Annotated in this window: 15 protein-coding genes; 9 read left to right on the top strand and 6 right to left on the bottom strand. The window is 43.6% G+C overall.

From position 1 onward, the window contains the following. The first annotated feature begins 57 nt into the window (after positions 1-57). From lpxK to VK541_RS15010, 3 genes are read left to right on the top strand one after another with little or no spacing between them, the layout of a single operon-like run. Positions 58-1,119, top strand: a complete 1,062-nt coding sequence (gene lpxK, locus VK541_RS15020; protein WP_324371133.1) for a tetraacyldisaccharide 4'-kinase — start codon at positions 58-60, stop codon at positions 1,117-1,119. Beyond that, positions 1,091-1,906 (top strand): purine-nucleoside phosphorylase, encoded by an 816-nt coding sequence (locus VK541_RS15015; protein WP_324371132.1) that lies wholly within the window; start codon positions 1,091-1,093, stop codon positions 1,904-1,906. Before lpxK ends, VK541_RS15015 begins: the two co-directional genes overlap by 29 nt. Beyond that, entirely contained in the window at positions 1,906-3,951 is a 2,046-nt protein-coding gene (locus VK541_RS15010) for a putative porin (protein WP_324371131.1), read from the top strand. The genes VK541_RS15015 and VK541_RS15010 overlap by 1 nt, the downstream gene beginning before the upstream one ends. A 4-nt stretch (positions 3,952-3,955) precedes the next feature. Here VK541_RS15010 and VK541_RS15005 read toward each other — a convergent pair whose 3' ends face one another. Further along, positions 3,956-5,137 carry an asparagine synthetase B gene (locus tag VK541_RS15005; RefSeq protein WP_324371181.1) on the bottom strand — a complete coding sequence of 394 codons (1,182 nt, stop codon included), beginning with the start codon at positions 5,135-5,137 and terminating at the stop codon, positions 3,956-3,958. Between the two features lie 183 nt (positions 5,138-5,320). Here VK541_RS15005 and VK541_RS15000 point away from each other — a divergent pair, with 183 nt between their 5' ends. Further along, complete coding sequence (locus VK541_RS15000) at positions 5,321-5,782, top strand: peptidylprolyl isomerase (RefSeq protein WP_324371130.1); 462 nt, start codon at positions 5,321-5,323, stop codon at positions 5,780-5,782. 1 nt (position 5,783) lies between these two features. Then, positions 5,784-6,320, top strand: a complete 537-nt coding sequence (locus VK541_RS14995; RefSeq protein WP_324371129.1) for a DUF5606 domain-containing protein — start codon at positions 5,784-5,786, stop codon at positions 6,318-6,320. A gap of 11 nt (positions 6,321-6,331) precedes the next feature. On the opposite strand, the gene VK541_RS14990 is transcribed toward VK541_RS14995, so the two are convergent. The 3 genes from VK541_RS14990 to rlmH form a co-directional block, all read right to left on the bottom strand. Continuing rightward, positions 6,332-7,477 (bottom strand): serine hydrolase domain-containing protein, encoded by a 1,146-nt coding sequence (locus tag VK541_RS14990; protein WP_324371128.1) that lies wholly within the window; start codon positions 7,475-7,477, stop codon positions 6,332-6,334. 23 nt (positions 7,478-7,500) lie between these two features. Further along, positions 7,501-8,445: a sugar phosphate isomerase/epimerase family protein gene (locus tag VK541_RS14985; protein ID WP_324371127.1), complete on the bottom strand. Its 945-nt coding sequence runs from the start codon at positions 8,443-8,445 to the stop codon at positions 7,501-7,503. Between the two features lie 228 nt (positions 8,446-8,673). Then, entirely contained in the window at positions 8,674-9,147 is a 474-nt protein-coding gene (gene rlmH / locus VK541_RS14980) for a 23S rRNA (pseudouridine(1915)-N(3))-methyltransferase RlmH (protein ID WP_324371126.1), read from the bottom strand. Between the two features lie 109 nt (positions 9,148-9,256). Between rlmH and VK541_RS14975 the strand changes: the two genes are divergently transcribed. Further along, positions 9,257-11,071, top strand: coding sequence for a MutS-related protein (locus VK541_RS14975; RefSeq protein WP_324371125.1), 1,815 nt, complete (start codon positions 9,257-9,259; stop codon positions 11,069-11,071). 37 nt (positions 11,072-11,108) lie between these two features. Then, a complete protein-coding gene (locus tag VK541_RS14970) occupies positions 11,109-12,446 on the top strand; it encodes a GH1 family beta-glucosidase (protein WP_324371124.1) in 1,338 nt (445 codons plus the stop codon). Between the two features lie 55 nt (positions 12,447-12,501). Here the strand turns inward: VK541_RS14970 and VK541_RS14965 are convergent, their stop codons facing one another. Then, positions 12,502-14,778: an aconitate hydratase gene (locus VK541_RS14965; protein ID WP_324371123.1), complete on the bottom strand. Its 2,277-nt coding sequence runs from the start codon at positions 14,776-14,778 to the stop codon at positions 12,502-12,504. A 281-nt stretch (positions 14,779-15,059) separates the two neighbouring features. Further along, on the bottom strand, positions 15,060-15,677 hold the full coding sequence (locus tag VK541_RS14960; RefSeq protein WP_324371122.1) for a polysaccharide deacetylase family protein: 618 nt from the start codon (positions 15,675-15,677) through the stop codon (positions 15,060-15,062). Positions 15,678-15,767: 90 nt separating this feature from the next. Here VK541_RS14960 and VK541_RS14955 point away from each other — a divergent pair, with 90 nt between their 5' ends. Next, positions 15,768-17,240 (top strand): TolC family protein, encoded by a 1,473-nt coding sequence (locus tag VK541_RS14955; protein ID WP_324371121.1) that lies wholly within the window; start codon positions 15,768-15,770, stop codon positions 17,238-17,240. 52 nt (positions 17,241-17,292) lie between these two features. Further along, positions 17,293-17,877: efflux RND transporter periplasmic adaptor subunit (locus VK541_RS14950; protein WP_324371120.1), on the top strand; the 585-nt coding region annotated here is incomplete at its 3' end.

The following is a 17,877-nucleotide window of genomic DNA, read 5'->3' as shown; positions in this document are numbered from 1 at the left end:
AATAATTGTTTTGGCAAAGATAAGTAATTATTTTATTGTTATTTTTGAGTCCTGCTCATGATAAAATACCTGCGGTTATTGTTACTTCCGTTTTCAGTCCTATATGGGATAGTTGTCCTGGTGAGGAATATACTATATGACACCGGCATATTCAAATCCGTTCGCTTTGAAATTCCTGTCATATGTGTCGGCAACCTCGTCGTAGGCGGCTCGGGCAAAACCCCGGTAACGGAATACCTGGTCAGCTTACTGGATGATAAACGCATTGCCATACTCAGCAGAGGCTATGGCCGCAATACCAAAGGGTTTATTGTTGCAGACCAAACCGCCACTGCAGAGACCATTGGTGATGAACCCATGCAGTTTTATACCAAATTTCCTAGGGTTACCGTTGCGGTTTGTGAAGACAGGGTCAAGGGCATTGATCTGCTTAAAGCAGATCATGACCTGGTCATCCTCGATGATGCCTTTCAGCACCGGGCTGTAAAACCCGGATTTAGTATTCTGCTTTTCGAATTCCAAAAACTGCTGAGCTGGCAGTTTCTTTTGCCGGCTGGCAATTTACGAGAACCATTTTTCGGGTATAAAAGAGCAAATGCTTTGCTGGTAACAAAGGCTCCTTTGGAAACCGCTCCCGGACAAAGGCTACAATGCGGGCGCAAATTTAACGACGAGGCAAAAGAGAACTTGTTTTTTTCCGGACTTGCCTATGGTCAGCTTGTTCATTTGCTGTCAGCTGAGGTAAAACCTTTACAGGACATTTCTGCGGATACAACCATCTTCCTGCTCACCGGCATTGCCAACCCCCGGCCCCTGGTAGCCTACCTTGGGCAGTATAGTCAGAAAATCTGTCATTACGATTATTCGGACCATTACAATTTCAAACCGCAGGACATTAAAAGGCTAATCAGTACGTTCAATCAAGACCCTTCAGCGGATAAATTGATCATTACCACTGAAAAAGATGCACAGCGTTTGAGAAGTAACGTATTAAAAGAATTACTTTTAAATTTGTCGGTATTTTATTTACCGGTTAAAATAGCTTTGCAACATGAAGATAAAGCTACCTTTGACCAAAAGATCTTAAACTATGTTTCAGGCACTTCACGAGACCGTTGAATATATAAAGCGAAAAACAGATAATTTCCAGCCGGAGATAGGAATAGTACTGGGTACCGGGCTGGGTGGTCTTGTCGGCGATATTGAAGTAGAATACAGCCTGATGTATTCGAATATTCCGAATTTCCCGATCTCTACACTAGAATTCCATTCGGGTAAGCTCATATTCGGCAAGCTTAAGGGAAAGAAAATAGTGGCCATGCAGGGCAGGTTGCATTACTACGAGGGTTATAGCATGCAGCAGATCACTTTCCCGATCAGGGCCATGAAAGCATTGGGTATTGCACATCTTTTTGTCTCCAATGCTGCCGGATCTTTAAATCCTGAATTCAAAAAGGGAGACCTCATGGTCATTTGTGACCACATCAACCTGCAGCCCGAAAGTCCGTTGAGAGGGAGTAATGACTCGGACATGGGGCCGAGATTTCCGGACATGAGCCAGCCATATAGCAGAAAATTGATAGAAACGGCGTTAAATATTGCCAAAGATCACAACATTAATTGCCATAAAGGCGTTTACATTGCCGTAACAGGCCCAAATCTTGAAACTAAAGCTGAATACAATTACCTGCGCATCATTGGTGGCGATGCTGTGGGAATGAGTACTGTGCCGGAAGTAATTGTGGCCAACCACATGAGTATACCTGTGTTTGCAATTTCAGTCCTTACAGATGAAGGTTTTCCCGAAATACTTCAACCGGTAAGCCTCGAAGAAATACTGGAGACCGCAAGTGCAGCAGAACCAAACATGACAAAAATATTGAGCCAGTTAATATCAACCTTATAATGCGCAGAAACATTGTCCTATTCCTTTTCTTTCTTTCCATCCTTAGCAGCGGAAGACTGTTCGCTCAGGATTTAAAGACTACCGTTAATGAAAATAAGGAACTGGATTCACTGCGAAAGCAGGAAGAAGAAGGTAAAGATTCGATTATTTTTACTTCCAGGTTCATCAGGTATACCACGCTGAGGCTTACAAAGGACAGCATTCAAACGCTGGCATTGGATACCACCTTAACTGGTTTTCATAACTTTAGTGTGCTGGTACAACCCAAAAGGCCTACGATCAGCACAGGCAATCTCGGTCTGTCCCAAATGGCACTACTTTTTGAGCCATCAAAAACCATTGGTTTTGACCCGGGTTTTCATACACTCGATATTTATGCCATGACACACGAAGATGTCAGGTATTACCAGGCCCGGGCACCCTTCACCAGTCTTTATTATGTCAGCGCCGGAGAGGTGGAGCAGGTATTCAAAGTTATCCACTCCCAAAACATCAAGCCCAACTGGAATATAGGCGCCAATTTTAACAGGATCGGGGCAAATGGTTTTTACCGGCGCCAGCGTGGTGATCACCTGAACGGGGCACTGTTTACCTGGTTCCAGTCGCCGAGCAAAAGGTACAATTTATGGGCAAGTGGTGTCTTTAATACGCTAAAAGCCCAGGAAAATGGATCCATATATAATGAAGAAATTTTTTCATCAAGTAATCAAAGTGAGGACAATAGCGCCATTGCGACAGACAGGCAGGCCGAAGCCATCAGGCTGACCAGTGCCAAAAGGCTCTATCGTCAAAGTTCCTTTATGCTCAAACAAACCTATTTCGTAGGCCGTATAGACAGTACTGAACAGGAGATCACCCAAAAAATATTACCTACCAATAAAATTGCCTATACATTGAAATATGACGCCAATTCTTACGACTTTCAAAAAGACGAGACAGATGACCTTTCTGTAATTCCGCAAGGAGCATCAGATCCGGCATATACCAATGACAGCACTTCCTACCGCCGGATACAAAACGAATTTATATACAGTTTCTTTTTGCGTGCCAAATCGAGTACCATCATCAAGAACGAACTGAAACTGGATGCAGGTATCAGGCATGAATTTTATAAATATAATCAGTCCGTGCTTTACCGGGATACGGGCAGATATTACAATTACAACGCGACCTTTCAGAACGTTACTCTTCTCGGTTCTGCCGGATACAGGTTTAGCAACCGCATAGATCTGAATGTGGACCTTCAGCAGATCTTTCAGGGCAGGAATACAGGTGATTTTCTTTACGAGGCCAAAAGTAATGTGCTGCTCAGCAAATCAGTAGGGCGTATTGTTTTAGGTTCATACTTTCAAAACAAATCCCCTGAAGAGATCTATAACCGTTATTTTGGTAACCATTACAATTGGATCGGCGATGGAAAAGGGAATAGTTTCGATCGAACGAAGACCATTAACCTTTCTTTCAACTATCTTAATGAACCGCTAAAACTCGATGCGAAGGCAGAATATTACCTGATCACCAACTATCTGTATTTTACAGAGAACGGCGAGATTGCCAAAGGTATATTGCCAGCACAACTGGACGGCAGCGTCAACCTGCTCAAAATTTCCCTGGGCAAGAAATTTACCTATCGCAAGTTCAATCTGGACAGCTACATAGTCTATCAAAAAACAGATAATCCGGGTAAGCTCCGCACGCCCGAGATTTATACCTTCAACAGTTTTTACCTTGATCAGACCTTCTTTAAGGTGTTAAAGACCAATATTGGATTCGATCTTCGCTACAATACTTCCTACCAGGCATATGCTTACTCTCCGGCAGCCGGGCAGTTTTATATCCCTTTAGCAGAGAATACCCATTCATTTAATACCGAGCCCGTTGTCGACGTTTGGGTCAAAGCCAGCTTAAGAAGGGCAAATATATTCGTCAAATGTGACTACGTAAACCAGGGCCTTTTCTCAAAAGGATATTATACTGTTGACAGGTACCCAATGCAAGACCGGCAGCTGCTGAAATTCGGAGTCAGCTGGAATTTTTACGATTAAAGATCTAGGTCTTCTGAGGCTTCTTTTTGGCGGCCACAAATAATACATTATTTAATATCAGCCTGTAACCGGGTGAATTTGGATGCAGGTTCAGGTCCGTCGGCGGATCCCCAACCTGGTGCTGGTAATCTTCAGGATCGTGGCCTCCGTAAAATGTAAACTGACCTTTGCCGATTTCTCCATTCAGATAACGCACTTCTTCTGCGCCCTTATTTTCTCCCAGTACGGTCACACTAGGTTTTACCAGGCTCTTTTTAAAAGCCGTAGTCTGACCCATAAACCCCTTTATCACTTTATCGTGGTTTTGGGTCAGCATTGTAGGCACGAGGTCCCATTTGGCAGAAAAATCAAATAATGTAAAAAAATCACTGGACTGGATCAGGGTTCTGTTCTGGGTTACATCAATATTCGAAAATTCATAGTTGCCCGGATTGATGTCCAGTTTAAAATCTTTGAATGCAAGCGTTTTGCTGAAGTCAATTTTAGACTGGGCCATGGGATCTGCGGCGTCACCATCAAACATACTTTCACAGATGTCTACGCCTTCGGCACTCAGGGCAATGTCAAAGCTGTCTGTACCCGAACACATGGCAAAGAGAAAGCCGCCACCCACGCAAAATTCCTTTATCCTTTTAGCCACCTGAAGTTTCATTTCCGAAACTTTCTTAAATCCATTTTTTTTGGCGGTCGCTTCCTGATTTTTTACATCGTCCCGGTACCAGGCCGCATTTCTGAATGAACTCCAGAACCGCCCGTACTGACCTGTAAAATCCTCATGATGAAGGTGCAGCCAGTCATAACCCGTCAGTTTATCTTTCAAAACCTCATCGTCATAGATCACATCATATGGGATTTCAGCATAAGTGAGTACCATTGTTACCGCATCGTCCCATGGAAGTTTGCTTTTTGGGGAGTACACCGCAATCTTCGGTGCCTTTTCCAGTTTTACCATTTCCATATTCACCTGCGGGTCACTGATCTCGTTCAAGATACCCGTTACTTTTCCGTCCGCAAGCACCTGGTAAGAAACACCCCTGGTTTTGCATTCATCTTCTATGGTCTTATTGTAGCCGATCAAAAAGCTCCCGCCTCTGTAATTGAGCAACCAGCTTACATCAGCAGTTTGATTGATACTCCAGTAAGCAATCCCATAAGCTTTCAAATGGTTCTTCTGATCTTCGTCCATATAGATCAGGATCGATGAAGCTTTGACAGTCAGTGTGATGGTGAACAATAAACAGATGAGCAATACTTTCTTCAAGGTCGTGTCGTTATGTGGTAAATATAACTAAGTAAACGTTTTTTTTTCAAAAATATTGACGAATGCTAGCGCAGTTTTACTAAGTTTGGCCTTTTACAAAAAAATACCATGAGCAAAGCAATAATTAAAACAGAGAAAGGTGACATGACTGTCGAGTTTTACGAGCAGGATGCACCAATAGCAGTAGCTAATTTTAAAAAACTGGCAGCTGAAGGATTTTATGACGGCATTACATTTCACAGGGTGATCCCTAATTTTATGATCCAGGGAGGATGTCCGAATTCTAAGGATCCTGCAAAAGCACATTTGGCAGGTACCGGCGGTCCGGGTTATAAAATTGATTGTGAGCTGACTGGGGAAAACCAGTATCATGACCGCGGTGTGCTTTCTATGGCACATGCCGGAAGAAACACAGGCGGCTCACAATTTTTCATCTGCCACAGCAGGGATAATACTGCTCATCTGGACAGAAATCACACCTGTTTCGGTAAAGTCGTAGAAAATGTAGATATTGTAGACGATATCAGACAAGGAGACAGGGTTTTAGGAATAGAAGTAATAGAAGATTAATATGAATTTAAGAGGAATAGTAGCGGTATCTGGCAGACCAGGCCTATTTAAGTTGGTAGGTCAAAATAAAGGCGGATACGTACTTGAGAGCCTTGATGCTCAAAAAGTTAAAATTGTGGCCAACATTACTACCACAAAACTTGCTTCTTTAGAAGACATTACGGTTTACAGTCAGGAAGACGATCTTAAGCTGGTGGATGTACTCACAAACATCGCCGCAGTAAAGGGAGATGTACCTGATGCAAAATCAGACGGAGCTGATTTAAAGAAGTTCTTTGAAGAGGTAGCCCCTGATCATGACCGTGAAAAAGTATATACTTCAGACATGAAGAAGATCGTAAGCTGGTACCACCTGCTAAAAGATCTTCCGTTGTTTACTGAAACCGCTGTGGCAGGATCAGAGCAAGAAGGAATAAAAACAGAAGAGAAACCGGAGAAAAAGCTGAAAGCTACACCAAAACCTGCCAATGCAAAGGCTCCGGCTAAAACGGCACAGCCCGCTAAAAAGGCAAGTATGACAAGTAAAAAAGGGGTTTAAGACCCCTTTTTTTATTTAATAAAGTTGTCATAAAGAATATTGACTGTAGTGGCCAGCAAGTCATTAAAGCCATTGGTATAAGTATCCCTGCATCCGTTGGTGATTACCACAAATCCGAATTTTTCATCCGGCTGAAAGAACATGGTACTGAATAGTCCATAAGCAGAGCCCGTATGCCCTTTCATTATTTTACCAGGTATTAAGCTGTCCACAGTGCGTATGGCCAGTCCATACCCTTCCTCATCTGATATTTTGGTTTGCATGGTCACAGCACTCTTTTTTGAAAGGACCCTTACTCCATTGTATTCCCCTTTATACATGTGCATGGTCATGTACCTTGCCAGGTCGGAGGCAGAAATCTTCATTCCCCCGGTAGGCGATAGTATCGGGGTACTGTAACCCATTACATAATTTTTAAGTTCTTCCCTTCTTGGCGCATAAGCCATTGGAGCAGCAGTGAATTTTTTGGAAACAGTATCATATTCATAAAGTGTCGTAAATAAGCTGTTATCCAGGGAATCCACACAATATCCGCCATATAATTTCAGAGGGTCAAGAATGTGGTGTTTTACATACTGGTCAAACCGTTCACCTCCCAGGTTTTCTATGACCGTACCTATCATGTTATAATTCAGGTTGCAATACTGATAACCTTTGCCGGGCTCATAGCTGTTATAGCATTTTGTCCAATCCGGATTTTTAGCAGGGTTGATCACATCCAGGTTAAAATATCCCTGGCTGTCATTTATGCCTGATGTGTGCGACATCACCATTTTAAGGGTGATCACAGTTTCGGGATACTTAGGATTACGTACTTTAAAGCCCACAAGCTTGCTGAAGTCATCAGCTAATGAGAGCTTCCCCTTTTCCACAAGCTGCATTACAGACGTGGCCGAAAATGATTTTGAAATGGAAGCTATTCTAAACAAGCTGTTTTCGTTTAGCGGGGTATTGCCTTCTATGTCCTTCAGCCCAAAAGAATGCGTATAAATAATCTTGCCTTTCTTCACCACCGCTACCGAAAGGCCAACAGCATCGTACTTTTTAATGGCTTCCTGTATTTTCGTTTCAGCCGCTGCAGACTGTGCAAAGCTGCGGGCCGAGGCGGAGACTAAAAAAAATACCAGGAGGTATTTTAAGGATATCATTCTGGTCATGGCATTTATTGTTTTATATACGTTTATATCCCGGCAGCAACAGCCTTCATTTTGGCCAGGCCGGTTTTGGCAACCAGCAGGGCGTCCTGAGCATAATAGCTTTCGTTAAATACTTCGAGAGACAATATTACCGGTTTATCCGGATTTTTCAGGATTTTCAACATTTGTTTGAGCGGGGCAATGCCATCTCCCGGATAGATCCTGTCAGGTTCTGATATTTTAGCGGGAGCTATATCCGACGGATAATCGTTAATATGAAAGACTTCTATCGCGTGCCTGCCCACAAAAGACAAGCTCTCCGGGTCCGAACCACCTTTGAAAATGTGAAAAGCATCTAAAAGCACGCTCGCGTCTTTGTGCCCGCTTTCTGTAGTTATATACAGTACATGGCTAATTTTTTTCAGGTTTTCCGAACCGCCCCACATTTCCGCCAGCGGCTTAACACCGGTCTGCCTGCCCATTTGCAGAACGGTAATGTAGCGTTCTGTAACGGCATTCAGATCAATCAGCGGCAGCGCAGTAGCGCCCATCGGAGGTGCAGCTATACGTTTGCAGCCGATCTTTGCCAGCAATTCCATTTCTCCCTGCAATTGTTTGAGGGCGGTTTTCCTGATGAGCTCATCATCGGCTATCCATTTGGCAAATCCAATGGCATTCTCAACCGTAATCCCAAGGTCATCAATGATCTTTTTGGCCTCTGCCGTTGAGCCGCCATTTTGCAGGTAGGTCTGAAAAGTGTCTATCCAGATCTCGACTGAACTGAAGCCTGCCTTTGCTGCCGTTTGCAATTCTCTGATAAAGCCAAGTTTTTGACCCCTTATGGTACTCATGTTTAAGGAGAATTTAAAGCTTGCCGCGGGGGTCTTCTCAGCAGCAGCATTAGAAACAGGGACCTTCAATAGGGAAGCTCCGGCAGTTAAGCCGATTGTTTTTAGTGCCTGCCTGCGGCCTGGCAATGAAATGGACATAATATGGCTTTTCTTTATGTAAACTATTAATGCAGAAATATAACAGTTTTTAAAGAAAATACCACAACAATATAAAGGCAATGGCAGAAATAACAATAGCTATAATATAACTCAAACGGTCTTTCTTCTTGTCACTTTTAAACTTATAGTTTCTTTTAAAATCACTTGGTAGTTGCATAATGCCTCCTTTTTATATAATGATGATGGCTGGAACAGAATTCCATAAATTCACTCATGATGATAGGGTTCCCCCTTTAAGATACTAAAAGCCCTGTAAAGCTGCTCTACAAAAAACAACCGTACCATCTGGTGGGAAAAGGTCATGTCTGAAAGAGATATACTGCCATTTGCCCTTTTATAGATAGGTTCGTCAAATCCGTACGGTCCGCCTATCACAAATATCATCTGCTGAACACTTCCGATCATTTGTTTGTTCAGGAAATTGGCAAACAGCACCGAAGTATATTTTTTGCCTTTCTCATCCAGCAGGATCACCGTGTCGGTGTTGCCAACATGCTTCAGGATCAATTCTCCTTCGCGGCTTTTCTGCTGTGCCATGCTTAAGTTTTTGGTGTTTTTGATCTCAGGAATAACGGTGATCTGGAATCCGATATAATGCTTGAGCCTGCCCAAATATTTATCTATCCCTTCAATCAAGTACCGGTCTTCAGTCTTGCCTACTACAAGTAATGTTATCTTCATCAATTACAGTTTTTACCCGCCATTAGATTGCTATCTTTACGCACGCTGCTCCCTTTGACAGGAATTGCTCCGGGCTGAGCAGTTAAATTTAACAATCGCATCAAATATAATGGTTAAAACAAGAGAAAGTATTTTAGCGGCTTATCAAAATCACATACAGATTCAGGAAACACTTATAATAGAACTTAAAAGCAAATTGAATCGCATTTCCCTGTCAAGGCTGGGCGCTTTCATTGCGGAAATATTGATCGTTGCGCTGATTATCAGTGAGGGTTACCACTGGGTAATGGGCGTGCTCCTGTTGGGACCTGTCCTTTTTTTCCTGGGATTGGTTAAGCGGCAAAGCATAGTTCAGGAAGCACTCAATTATGCAGAAAAGCTGCTGTTTGTTTTTAAAAATGAAGCGAAGCTCATGCTGACTGGTCAGCAGCAATATAACAACGGTATCGCTTTCGCCTCAGAATCGCATCCCTATGCTTCAGATCTGGACATCTATGGTCCGGGCTCGCTGTACGCTTTGATTAACCGGTCTAATACAATCACCGGAATGAAACTTTTAGCGGAGCGGTTGAGCAGCCCCTGCCAGGCCGGAGAATTGCTGGAGCGTCAGGCGGCTATTGCCGAATTTAGAGATCACATTGAGGATACCTTTCACTTCAGGGCAGGCTTACAAAATCATAAACCGGAACAATTGGAAATGCTGAAGTATAAGGTAGAACACCAAATGCCGGGACAACTGGCATTTATCCAAAGTAAACTACTTCGTCTTTATACCCAAATCGCGCCTGTGATTGCCATTGGTTTATTGGTGGTTGCCATCGTCAATGGCGGGGTATGGTGGCAAGTGTTTACTTTAGATTTCCTGCTGAATCTTTCGATGGTATTTTTTTACCGAAAGGGAGTTGTGGGTATTTATCAGGGTTTTGGCAAAAGCGCGAACATGTTCAATGCCCTGTCGGGCACCGTAAAGTGGACCAGAACTGTGAAATGGAAAAGCCCTTATATCAATAATTTATTTGGTGCGGAAGTGGGAGATCTCTCCCTGAGTGCGGAAATCAAACAGCTTTCTAAAATCGTGGATGCGCTGGACGCCGGGTTGAACTTGATTCTAGCGCCAATATTGCGTGGGTTTTTGCTCTGGGATTTCCGCTGCGCCATGCAATTGGATCGCTGGCATAAGCGGTCTGCCGGCAGCTTGCTGAGGGTGTTGGAAACGATCAGTCATTTCGAGGAAATTATCTCATTTGCTACCCTTGCCCATAACCAGCCGGACTGGACTTTTGCTGAGATTAAGAAAGAGTTCCATTTGAACACCGAAGCCATGGGCCATCCGTTAATCCCCGGGCATGTACGCGTGCTGAATGATTTTTCAGTTGCAGCCGCACCGAGCGCCGACATTGTAACTGGATCCAATATGGCGGGAAAGAGTACCTTTCTGAGGACCGTGGGTGTGAATATGGTTCTTGCTTTTTCTGGCGGGCCAGTTTGCGCGAAGCGGCTTTCACTATCTATTTTTAACCTGATATCTTACATGAGGATTAAGGATTCATTGAATGACCAGACTTCTACCTTTAAAGCGGAATTGAATCGTCTAAAGATGATTTTGGATGCGACAGCTAGCAATCCTGCTTGTTTCGTGCTTATTGACGAGATGCTGCGCGGGACAAACAGCAGGGATAAATACCTCGGTTCAAAGGTGTTTATCGAGAAGCTGATCGCACAAAAAACACCGGTCCTGTTTGCCACTCATGACCTTCAGCTTTCCGAAATGGAAGCAGATTACCCTCAGAAAATAAGGAATTATCATTTCGACATACAGATCTCCGAAGGAGAGATGAACTTTGATTATAAGCTGAAACAGGGGCCATGCAAAACATTCAATGCGGCCCTGCTGCTCAAACAGATCGGCTTAACATTAAGTTAATACGGGAATGCCATATTGCCTGTGAATATAAATGGATATGATTAAAGCTTCAGATTTTGGTCCTGATTTTTTATGGGGAATAGCAGTGGCTGCGACCCAGATTGAGGGCGCAGCTGATTTGTATGGCAGAGGAGCCTCCATCTGGGACACTTTCTCCAAACGTTCCGGAAAAATAAAAAAAGGACATCATCCCGCGACGGCATGCGATTTTTATCACCAATACCAATCAGACATCAGGCTGGTTAAAACACTTGGCTTTAAGGTATTTCGGTTTTCTATATCCTGGTCCAGGGTATTGCCTTCCGGGAAAGGCATTGTAAATAAAGAAGGGATCCGGTTTTACCATGATGTGATTGATGAATGTCTGACCAATGGTCTTATTCCTTACGTTACTTTATACCATTGGGATCTGCCGGAAGCGCTGGAGCGGGAGGGTGGCTGGACCGCATACAGCATCAATCATGCCTTCAATGAATTCACAACGCTTTGTGCCAGAACATACGGCGATAAGGTTAAAAACTGGATCGTGCTGAATGAGCCCTTTGGCTTTACCTCACTCGGTTATATGCTGGGTATACATGCCCCCGGACAAACCGGGCTTACCAATTTCTTTTCTGCAGTTCATCACGCCGCTATTGCCCAGGCAGACGGAGGAAGGATTCTGAGGTCAGAAGTTTCGGGAGCCAATATCGGAACCAGCTTCTCCTGCTCCGAAGTAATTCCATACACACAAAGCGAAGCAGATGTGATGGCTGCCAAAAGATTTGACTGTTTGATGAACCGGCTATTTATTGAGCCTGCCCTCGGTATGGGCTATCCTGAGACCAACTGGGATGTGATGGAAAAGTTTACCATTCAGCACTCCACCTGGCGGCACACCGGGCGGCTTAGCTTTGATTTTGATTTTATCGGCCTTCAGAATTATTTTCCCATAACGGTTAAATACAATCCATTTGTGCCCATTCTGCAGGCATGGGAGGTAAAAGCAAAAAGCAGGAAGAAACCACATACAGCCATGGGCTGGGAGATCAGTGCCGATAGCTTTTATAACATTATCAAACAGTTCTCTTCCTATCCAAACATCAAAAATCTCATGATTACAGAAAATGGAGCAGCCTATCATGACAAACTTACCGGGGGCCGCGTACAGGACACCGAACGCATTGAATATTTCCAGCTTTACCTTGCTGCGCTGTTAAAAGCAAAACAGGAAGGACTTAGCATCAGTGGATATATGGCCTGGACACTTATGGATAATTTTGAATGGGCAGAAGGTTTTAATGCCAGATTCGGCCTCGTCTATAATGATTTTAAAACGCAGCAGCGGACCATAAAGGATTCAGGATATTGGTTTCAGCAATTCCTGAAGTCATAAAAAAACTCCCGCAGGTGTTGCGGGAGTTTAAAATTTATATCAGTATAAAGACCTGTCAGGCGTTCTTAGCTGCTGCCTCCCGGCGGATGATATTTAATGCACCGCCCGCTTTGAACCATTCGATCTGCTGCTCGTTATAACTGTGGTTTACCGAGATCTCTTCCTTAGTGCCATCAGCATGGTTTAGTACCAGTGTTAAGGGAACATTCGGCGTGAATGTAGTTAAACCCAGGATGTCAACAACATCGTCTTCCAGGATCTTCTCATAATCATCTTTATCGGCAAAGGTAAGGCCAAGCATACCTTGTTTTTTCAGGTTGGTCTCGTGAATACGGGCAAAAGATTTAACCAGTACGGCACGTACTCCAAGGTGACGGGGCTCCATGGCGGCATGCTCACGGCTTGAACCTTCTCCGTAGTTTTCGTCTCCTACTACTATCGAACCCAAACCTGCTGCTTTATAGGCACGCTGAGTAGCTGGTACAGGACCATATTCGCCGGTAAGCGTGTTTTTTACGTCATCAGTTTTCTCGTTGAAGTAGTTAACAGCACCAATCAGCATGTTGTTGGAAATGTTGTCCAGATGTCCGCGGAATTTCAGCCATGGTCCGGCCATAGAAATATGGTCAGTAGTACATTTACCTTTTGCTTTGATCAGGAGTTTCAGGCCTTTAAGGTCAGTGCCTTCCCAAGGTGTGAACGGATCAAGCAATTGCAGCCTGTGCGAAGTAGGGGAAACCAGTACGTTTACACCACTTCCATCAGCCGCCGGCTGCTGGTACCCGGCATCTTCTACAGCATAACCGTTTGCCGGCAGCTCATCGCCTTTTGGCGGATCCAACTTCACTTGTTCACCTTTATTGTTGGTTAAGGTATCAGTTAAAGGATTAAAACTCAAATCACCCGCGATAGCAATTGCCGCTACGATTTCAGGAGAAGTTACAAAGGCGAACGTATTTGGATTGCCGTCGGCACGTTTAGCGAAATTCCTGTTAAACGAGTGTACAATGGTGTTTTTTTCCTGTTTTTCTGCGCCAACCCTGTCCCACATGCCAATACATGGCCCGCAGGCATTGGTAAAGATGGTGGCGTTCAGCGCTTCAAAAGTTCCCAGTAAACCATCACGGTTTGCAGTGTAGCGCACTTGTTCCGATCCCGGGTTGATTCCGAAATCAGCCTTTGTGGTCAAGCCTTTGTCAATAGCTTGTTTAGCAATAGATGCCGCTCTTGACAAATCCTCGTAGGATGAGTTGGTGCAAGAGCCAATTAAACCCCATTCTACTTTCAACGGCCACCCATTAGCAGCAGCTACTTCTTTCATTTTAGAAATAGGTGTAGCCAGATCCGGTGTGAAAGGACCGTTCAGGTAAGGCTCCAGTTCTGAAAGGTCGATTTCGATCAGCTGGTCAAAATATTTCTCCGGCTCAGCATAAACTTCTGCATCACCTGTTAAGTGTTCTTTTACTGCATTGGCAGCATCCGCTATTTCGGCCCTGTTGGTAGCACGTAAATAACGCTCCATGCTCTCATCATAGCCAAAAGTAGAAGTAGTAGCGCCGATTTCGGCACCCATGTTACAAATGGTTCCTTTGCCGGTACAACTCAGGTTCTGTGCACCCTCGCCAAAATATTCAACAATGGCACCAGTACCGCCCTTTACGGTTAAGATACCAGCCACTTTAAGGATCACATCTTTAGGAGAAGTCCAGCCGCTTAGTTTTCCCGTTAGTTTGATCCCGATCAGCTTAGGAAATTTAAGCTCCCATGGCAATCCGGCCATTACATCACAGGCATCAGCACCGCCAACACCGATAGCAACCATACCCAAACCACCCGCATTTACAGTGTGTGAATCAGTACCTATCATCATTCCGCCCGGAAAAGCATAATTTTCAAGCACTACCTGGTGAATGATGCCCGCACCCGGCTTCCAAAAACCGATGCCATATTTATTTGAAACTGAAGCTAAAAAATCGAAAACTTCCTTGCTTTCTGTATTTGCCGCCGGCAGATCTATTTCAGCGCCGTTCTTTGCAGTGATCAGGTGATCACAGTGAACTGTGGAAGGTACGGCAACCTTAGGCCTTCCGGCCTGCATGAATTGTAACAAGGCCATTTGTGCAGTGGCATCTTGCATGGCCACACGGTCAGGAGCAAAATCTACGTAATCAGTACCTCTTACATAAGCGGTGCTTGCTTGGCCATCCCAAAGATGAGCGTAAAGTATTTTTTCTGAAAGTGTTAAGGGTCTGCCTACTAATTTACGTGCCGCCTCTACTCGGGGGCCGAAGTTTGCATACACCTTTTTGATCATTTCTATATCAAAAGCCATTGATAAAAAGGTTAAAGGGGTAAGTATTTTATAATTTGTAGCGAATTTACAAAAAAAAACAGGCCTGGGCCATCATCTGAAGATCATTATATTATTTATACCGGTTCTAAATTAACCAGATAAGCCGGTCTGATCCGGCTGGTTATTTTGAAATGGCGTTCATAACTGGACGCAGCTGTACGAAAATGAACACCTGGTTTTAGCTTGTCGGCTGTAACAGCTTGAAATAGAGTTTGTTTTGTGGTTTTAGGTTTTTGGCCTGAGGTTAGATAAAGAGCTACTTAAAGAGAGTCAAAATGATAACCCTGTTGTGTAAAATGCTGTAATACTTTGGGTAATGCATATTTAAGACGGTCATAGGCCTTTATGCTGTCGTGAAAAACGACAATAGAGCCATTTCCGGTATGTTTTATCACATTTTTAAAGCATTTTTGCGGATCAAGGCTGATGTCAAAATCTCCGCTTAAAACATCCCACATAATAATCTGCGTGTCGGGATGTGCGCTGCGGAGTTTCGCGATCTGAGACTTTTTAATCCTGCCGTAAGGCGGGCGGAATAAATGCGTTTTTGTTAATTCCTGACACTTTTGAAAGTTTTTTAGGTATATTTCATCCGGTGTTGCCCAGCCTTTCAAATGATTGAAGGTATGGTTGCCGATGCTGTGGCCTTCGTTCTTTATATTTTCAAAAATTTCGGGATGTTTATAAATGTTATCTCCAATACAGAAAAAGGTAGCTTTTGCGTCGAAGGCTTTTAAAGTTTTTAATGCGAAGTCTGTAACATCGGGTATGGGTCCATCGTCAAAGGTTAAATAGATGACTTTATCACTCCTGTTTTTATGCCAGGTAAGCGATGGATAATACCATTTTAACAGAAGCGGGGATTTTATCAGGTACATGTTCAAACTTAGATAAAAAAATACGGTTGTTGTACCCGAAAATTTACAAAATGAATAAGTTGTTTATGTTAATATTGTGAAATTTAAATTATGAAAAGAATTGCCCTTAACAATACATTATCCAGGCTTACCTTAATATTTACCTTTTTGTTTGTGTCAGGTCTTATGCAAAGCGTTTCTGCCCAGGAGGTGATCACCATACGTCAGGCCATAGAAGAAACCCTTAATAATAACCTTCAGGTTAAACAGTCCAAGCTCAGTGAGAACTTATCAGACGAAGACCTGAAACAGGCCAGAGCTGCGTTATTGCCCACTCTAAATGGTAATGGGAGTTATAACATCAACTTTGGGCGGAGTCTGGATCCGTCAACACAATCGTTCAGCAGCCAGCAATTTTCTTCATTTAACGGTGGTGTTTCAACCAGTATAGATGTGTTTCAGGGTTTTCAGAAACTGAACCAGATCAGGCAGAACAAGCTGCTCCTGGATGCCGGTAAAACGAATACAGAAAAAGTAAAGAATGACCTTGTCCTGCAGGTCATCACCTCTTACATGCAGATTTTGTATAACAAAGACTTTTTGGTTGCTGCCAGACAACAGCTTGCTGTTGCACAGCAACAGTTAAAACAGCAACAGGAATTGCTGGATGTGGGCAATAAAACGCTGGCCGATCTGGCAGAGTCTAAATCGCAGGTGGCAACTGCCGAACTTGATGTAACCACTGCTGAAAATGCATTAACCATTTCCTATCTGACACTGGCACAGCTGATGGACATTCCTTCTTCCACAAGGTATGTGGTCCAGGCTCCTGATGTATCCAGTTTCAGCAATGCAGCGGGTGTCTATAATCCGGAAGACGTTTATTCCAGTGCCCTGAGCCTTTTTCCTGATATCAAACTTGCAGCGTTGCGTACAGAGGCTTCCAAAAAGGCTGTTGATATTGCGAAGGGCAATTATTATCCAAGTTTATCATTTGGGGCTGGACTGAACACCAATTATTCAAGTGGAAGAGATATAGCGGTTTTAAACGAGTTGGGTCTTCCTGTTATTATTCCAACTGGTTTAAGTCCGATCGGTGAAACTGAATTTACAAAAGAAAGAGTAATGGCAGCTAATTTCCGAACCCTTACTGAAACTTACAAGTTTAAAGACCAGATCAAGGACAACTTTGGTCAATATGTAGGTGTTAGCCTGCAGATTCCGATATTTAATGGTTTCCAGGCAAGGACAGCGGTAAGGAAGGCGAAAATAACCTACATGCAAAATCAGACCGATGAACAGCTGGCCAAAAACAACCTGAACAAAGTAATCTACCAGGCTGTTGCCGATCTAAAGGCTGCACAAAGCACTTTCGAATCGACTTCAAAAACTTTTGCTGCCCGCAAAGAATCTTTTTCTGTAATTGAACAGCGTTATAACGTAGGACTGGTGAATTCTTTAGATTACAGCACTTCACAAACCAATAAAAACAGGGCAGAGATAGATATGATCAGGGCCAAATATGACCTGCTGTTTAAAGCAAAAGTAATCGACTATTACCTGGGCAGGCAGATTGAATTTTAAAAGACCATTATAGCTACACGGCAACATACACAATATAAAAAATAAACATTAGATGAAACTAAAAACCATATTAATAATAGTAGGCGTCCTGATCGTATTGCTTGCGGTCGCAAAGTTTACCGGTTTAATTGGCGGGGATAAAGCGGAAAAGGTCACGGTAGAAAAGGCGAGCCAGAAAAACGTGATTGAAACAGTTACCGCCAGCGGAAAAGTTCAGCCCGAAACAGAAGTGAAGCTAAGTTCTGAAGTATCCGGCGAGGTGACTGAGCTTTTGGTAAAAGAAGGTGATGTTGTAAAGAAGGGACAGCTTCTGATCAAAGTAAGGCCGGACGTTCTGAAATCGGGTTATGACAGGGCTATCGCCACTAACAGTTCGCAAAGAGCAAGTGTGGCAGCTGCTCAGCAGATGCTGCAGCAGAACCAGGGTAACTTTGTAAACGCAGAGGCTACTTATAAACGTAATGTAGAGCTGTTTAACAAGAAAGTGATTTCGGCATCAGAGTTTGACGCCGCTAAAGCCGCTTATCTGACAGCCAAAACAAACCTGGGAAGATCTAAAGAAGATTATTCAGCAGCTAAATATCAGCTCGCCCAAACCGGCGCCAATGTTCAGGAGGCAAGTGCAAACCTGGCAAAA

This window comes from Pedobacter sp. (assembly GCF_035317785.1).
Lineage (GTDB): Bacteria > Bacteroidota > Bacteroidia > Sphingobacteriales > Sphingobacteriaceae > Pedobacter.
This window is presented reverse-complemented; position numbering and strand designations above follow the sequence as displayed.

Bases quoted from the DNA above. Each gene is read 5' to 3' on its own strand.
- lpxK (WP_324371133.1), top strand. From the start codon at position 58: ATGATAAAATACCTGCGGTTATTGTTACTTCCGTTTTCAGTCCTATAT.
- VK541_RS15015 (WP_324371132.1), top strand. From the start codon at position 1,091: ATGTTTCAGGCACTTCACGAGACCGTTGAATATATAAAGCGAAAAACA.
- VK541_RS15010 (WP_324371131.1), top strand. From the start codon at position 1,906: ATGCGCAGAAACATTGTCCTATTCCTTTTCTTTCTTTCCATCCTTAGC.
- VK541_RS15005 (WP_324371181.1), bottom strand. From the start codon at position 5,137: ATGGACGAAGATCAGAAGAACCATTTGAAAGCTTATGGGATTGCTTAC.
- VK541_RS15000 (WP_324371130.1), top strand. From the start codon at position 5,321: ATGAGCAAAGCAATAATTAAAACAGAGAAAGGTGACATGACTGTCGAG.
- VK541_RS14995 (WP_324371129.1), top strand. From the start codon at position 5,784: ATGAATTTAAGAGGAATAGTAGCGGTATCTGGCAGACCAGGCCTATTT.
- VK541_RS14990 (WP_324371128.1), bottom strand. From the start codon at position 7,477: ATGACCAGAATGATATCCTTAAAATACCTCCTGGTATTTTTTTTAGTC.
- VK541_RS14985 (WP_324371127.1), bottom strand. From the start codon at position 8,445: ATGTCCATTTCATTGCCAGGCCGCAGGCAGGCACTAAAAACAATCGGC.
- rlmH (WP_324371126.1), bottom strand. From the start codon at position 9,147: ATGAAGATAACATTACTTGTAGTAGGCAAGACTGAAGACCGGTACTTG.
- VK541_RS14975 (WP_324371125.1), top strand. From the start codon at position 9,257: ATGGTTAAAACAAGAGAAAGTATTTTAGCGGCTTATCAAAATCACATA.
- VK541_RS14970 (WP_324371124.1), top strand. From the start codon at position 11,109: ATGATTAAAGCTTCAGATTTTGGTCCTGATTTTTTATGGGGAATAGCA.
- VK541_RS14965 (WP_324371123.1), bottom strand. From the start codon at position 14,778: ATGGCTTTTGATATAGAAATGATCAAAAAGGTGTATGCAAACTTCGGC.
- VK541_RS14960 (WP_324371122.1), bottom strand. From the start codon at position 15,677: ATGTACCTGATAAAATCCCCGCTTCTGTTAAAATGGTATTATCCATCG.
- VK541_RS14955 (WP_324371121.1), top strand. From the start codon at position 15,768: ATGAAAAGAATTGCCCTTAACAATACATTATCCAGGCTTACCTTAATA.